Consider the following 4,500-nt stretch of genomic DNA (forward strand, 5'->3'; position numbering starts at 1 on the left):
CAGACCCTGCTCGCATCGGGAAACTCTGCTGACCTGAGTTCACGGACCTCGGTTGGCCCCCCTCTCTGATAGGGGATGAAGACCGGTACAGTTGCATCCAGCAGTCGCATACGATCGGGTTCGCTCAACCGGCCAGAGACCATGATGAGTGTAGGGCGATGTGCAGATGCTGCATTGATAACTGAGAGGAGAGGGTCACCTGAGATCGTCTCTCTTGAGAATGTTGCCTCTGGAATATGGAGAAGAAGATCAGAGACGGTCTCTCCTTCAGTGAGGAGGAGCACCTCCTTTGTGGTGATCTGATCAAGGAACCCGGTGACTGCTTTGTGTGAAGCCTGATCTGGTCGCATCCAGATGAGCATCTGATCGGTGAGAGACCGGGTGTCGGCTGGTATCTCCTGAGGAATAAGCAGGAGATCGGCCAGAACTCCTGTTGATTTCCGGGAAATAACGAGCGTCGCTTTTGATCCGGTATGATCGGCTTCATCAGTCCTCCTGATACGGACCCCCGGAATCTCAAGTATCTCCTCTCCATGCAGTATCACCTCCCTGACACCCGGAATTCTCCCGATAAGATCAGCAATACCCGGCATGCCGGGATCGATTTGTAGTAGAATACGTCGTGGATCCATTGTGCCTCCCCCTCATCAGGTGATCCGGAACCCCTCCGGAGGAACCAGAATAACAAACCGTGCTCCAGCACCGCTCTTACCCTCTTCATGAATTGAGATGCCGGTGATCGCCAGCACCTCACGTGCCAGAAAGAGACCATGGCCGGACTGTTCAATCCCCTCTGAAAAGAGTGTGGCTTTCTTCTCATCCGGAATCCCGACCCCGTTATCTTCGAGTATGATCGCACAACCGCCATCTCTGATCTGGTACGTGACAAGCAGTGCAGTCGCCCCTGCAGCCGCGGCATTCTCGATCAGGTGAGACAATGCAGTTGACAGATGAGGATCAGAGAAGATGACGAGCCGTTCGGTCCACACCCGGACGATCATCTCTCCGATATCAAGACGGGCAACTGCACGCAAGACCGCCTCCTGCACCGGCGTCCATACGGGTGGCGCCGATCCTATCTCGCGGAAATCCCGTGATATTGCGATCTGGCGCCTGATACCGTCTGCTGCCTCTTCAATCTTCCCGAGGAACGATATGGAGGCGGGGTCATTAAACTGCATACTTCCGATGGTAAGGTGGCGGTAGAGCTCCTCAAGCCGTGCAGAGACCCCATGCCGGATGATACTGCTTAATGCTCCAAGCTGCCGGTTGGAATTTTCAAGAGATGAACGTGTAAGCACCTCATCGGTGATGTTTCGTATCGATTCAACAGCACCGATGCGTTCCCTCCCCGAATCAAAGAGGGGGGTTGCCGAAAGCCGTAGGTGAAGACCTTTTCCCTCGTTCAGAGCATGAGCAAAGATTTCAGCCTCGATCACATCGCCAAATCGCCTGATAACCGGATAGTTCGCCTCGATCGCAGTATCCCCGGTAAGTGCAAGGTTGATGAGAATCGGGCGGGCTTCCCCATAGAATGGGACCGCATAGGCATAGTTCCCCTCACCGATCATCTCCCTCTTCGGAACACCGGTCATCTTCTCGATCGCACGGTTCCATGCGATCACTCTTCCTTCAAGGTCAATAGCAAATGTGGCATCGGGAAGAAATTCGATGAGGTCATGGAGCTGCTGTTCGGATCTTCGTAGGCGTACTGCGAGGAGTGAGACGATGACTCCGATGATGACAAGTACAATTCCCCGTGAGATGATGGAGAGTGTGGTGAAGAGATCTGCCGGAGTCAGCAGGTATGCGGATACACAGTAGAGTGATGCAATAAGAAGAGAGATGAGTGGTCCCCGCCGCGGATACCAGTATCCGGCAAGGAGGATAGGGAGATAGAAGAGATGAGGAAAAACCCAGGTGATACCAGAGAGGAGGGCTGCGATGTTTGCTGAAAGTACCAGCAGGAGCGATAGAATGACGACAATGAAACGTTTCCGGGAGACCGGATCTGAGAGGAGAGGGTGATCTGTCAGTGGCATATCCAGGTCCTCCTCACCCGGATGTCCGTTGAATCACCTGTGCAGGGCAGTGGATCTCAAAATGCCCACCCTGTCTTGGATCTCCCGTCTCGTTCAGGGTGATCTTTGTTATTGCGAGAGCCTCCCTGGCAAGGAAGAGGGAGAATCCTCGTCCCGGGATAGATTCATACGAAAAGAGCGCCTCTTTTCCTGCTTCAGGGATTCCGATACCATCATCCTCAACAATAATGACGGAACTGTCCTTCATCTTCTCATAGGTGATCGTTACCGTCTCAGCACGCCTCCGCACCGCGTCACCGATGATAGCTTTTATCGCCTCTTCTCCCAGGGGATCGAGGTAGATCGAGAGATCACCGGGAATATCTGCATGTATCCTGATCTGATACTCATCTGAAGGCGGGATGAGATTGATCAGCCGCTCCCAGACCGGTGTCTTCTCACCGATCTTCTGGTACTCCTGGGTAAATCTGGTCGTCTGGATTGCCCGCTCAAGGCCGGTGATCGCGATCTTCAGGCTCTCTTTTGCTGAAGCCGTATCACCCCCGATGATCCTCTCTGTATATTCAAGGGCTTCATGAATCGCTCCGAACTGGTTCAGGAGACCGTGCCGGGTGATGCTTGTGACAAGGTTCAGTTTTCTGTGAGCTTCATAAAGGGCACTTTCAACCCGTTCCCGTTCCAGAATTTCGCTCTTGAGCGCTTCGTTCTTCTCATTGAGCTGTTCGTTCAGTCCATACAGCTCATCACGAGCCTCTGAGAGATCGGCATTCTTCTTGACCGCAATTGCATAGGTTGAGAGGAGGATATCAAGGATCGTCTCTCTTTTTGCATTGATCTGATAGGTATGATCAGAGATTGTGATCGACAGGTCATTCCCCTGAAGCTCACGGTCTCTCTTCAAAAAGATCTCCTGCACCCGTTTTAGTATAAATGCAGGTTCAAATGGCTTGATGATGAAGTTATCCGCACCGCAGGCAACTCCTCTGACGACATCCTCAGGATCGAAGAGCTGGGTCACGAGGACGACTGGTATCGGTGCGATCTCTTTTACCTTTTTACAGAGATCGTATCCGTTCATCCCCGGCATTACAACATCGGTCATGACAAGATCCGGTCTCTCACCTGCAATCTGTTGAAGTGCTATCGTTCCGTCAGGGGCAGTTGATACCCGGTACCCCTCACCATCAAGTATCCTGCGCAGAAATTCTGCCTGGGTTGTACTGTCCTCAACAACGAGAATATGCCCTTTCCGTTCCATCTCATCTCCCTCCTTCACCTGAGATTATACAGCCCCTTTGGAACCCTGATCTCAAAACATGCTCCACCATCTGCACCCCCGCACTCACGGATGGCAAAACCGGATGTTTCGAGGATCTTTGATGTAAGAAAAAGGCCTATACCGGTATTTCTTCCAAATCCCTGCTCAAATATCCTTCTTTTATTATATTCCGGAATTCCAACCCCATCATCTCTGATATGGATCAGAAGAAAATCGGAATATGTCTCCATCGTGATCCGGATCGTTGTAACCCGTTCTCCGTGACGTATTGAGTTCTCGATGATATTTGCGATCACCTTCTCAAGCAGCGGCTCGGCATATACTTCAAGACCGGGTGTTTCGGTAATGATGGATACTCCCTTAAGATCGACCATACGTCGGGCACGATCCACCAGAGAGGTGAAATCCAGCCATTCCGGCTCACAGGTGCCTATCTCCTGGAAGTCACGGGTGAGTTCGATGATCCGTTCGATCCTCCTGCCGGCCTCACGGGTCTTCGTGATCGCCTCCTGGGTTGTGATTGCGCCTTCATTGGATGCGGCAAGCTCGAGATACCCCTCAATGACCGTGAGCTGATTTTTAATATCATGGTGTGTGATGCTCGTCATCAGCTTGAGTTTCCGGTGAGCGTCAAGAAGTTCCCTCTCCATTCGCTGGCGCTCCTGTACCTCATGTGAAAGATCATCGTTTGTCTGCTGCAACTCCTCGACAAACTCCTGAAGCTGTTCGTTTACGCCATAGAGTTCGTCCCTGGCCTCCTGCAGCTCCATGTTCTTGTTTACGGCAGTTGCGTATGTTGAGAGGAGGATTCTTAGGATCGTCTTTCTGCTGGCGGTGATGGTATAGGTCTGATCGTTTGGGGCTGCGATTATCAGATCCCCATCTTCAATGACCTTTGCCGCCCCTTCCTCATCAAGCATATCCGAGACGGTATTGAGGAGAGAGGCGGGGTCGAAGGGTTTTATGATGAAGCCATCTGCCCCGCTTGCAAGCCCCCGTACAATATCCTCTGGATCAAAGAGTTGCGTCACAAGAACGACCGGAATCTGACTTATCTCTCTGATCCGGCGGCAGAGATCATATCCGCCCATCCCCGGCATGATGATGTCGCTGATGATGAGATGAAACTTCTCATCTCCCATTGCCATCAGAGCAGCTCTCCCATCAGATGCGACGGTG

The 4,500-nt window shown here is 52.1% G+C and carries 4 protein-coding genes; all 4 read right to left on the reverse strand.

The features are described 5' to 3' along the window. Positions 1 to 632 (reverse strand): hypothetical protein (locus tag Q7V06_RS07735; protein ID WP_304840259.1); only part of this gene is annotated, 632 nt, incomplete at its 3' end. Positions 633 to 647: 15 nt separating this feature from the next. After that, positions 648 to 2,042 carry a PAS domain S-box protein gene (locus Q7V06_RS07740; RefSeq protein WP_304840261.1) on the reverse strand — a complete coding sequence of 465 codons (1,395 nt, stop codon included), beginning with the start codon at positions 2,040 to 2,042 and terminating at the stop codon, positions 648 to 650. Positions 2,043 to 2,055: 13 nt separating this feature from the next. Continuing rightward, on the reverse strand, positions 2,056 to 3,300 hold the full coding sequence (locus tag Q7V06_RS07745; RefSeq protein WP_304840263.1) for a response regulator: 1,245 nt from the start codon (positions 3,298 to 3,300) through the stop codon (positions 2,056 to 2,058). A gap of 14 nt (positions 3,301 to 3,314) precedes the next feature. Further along, positions 3,315 to 4,500, reverse strand: a 1,186-nt coding sequence (locus Q7V06_RS07750; RefSeq protein ID WP_304840267.1) for a hybrid sensor histidine kinase/response regulator, incomplete at its 5' end; no start/stop codon positions are given.

The sequence above is a fragment of the Methanocalculus sp. genome, assembly GCF_030651615.1.
In the GTDB taxonomy this organism is placed as follows: domain Archaea; phylum Halobacteriota; class Methanomicrobia; order Methanomicrobiales; family Methanocorpusculaceae; genus Methanocalculus.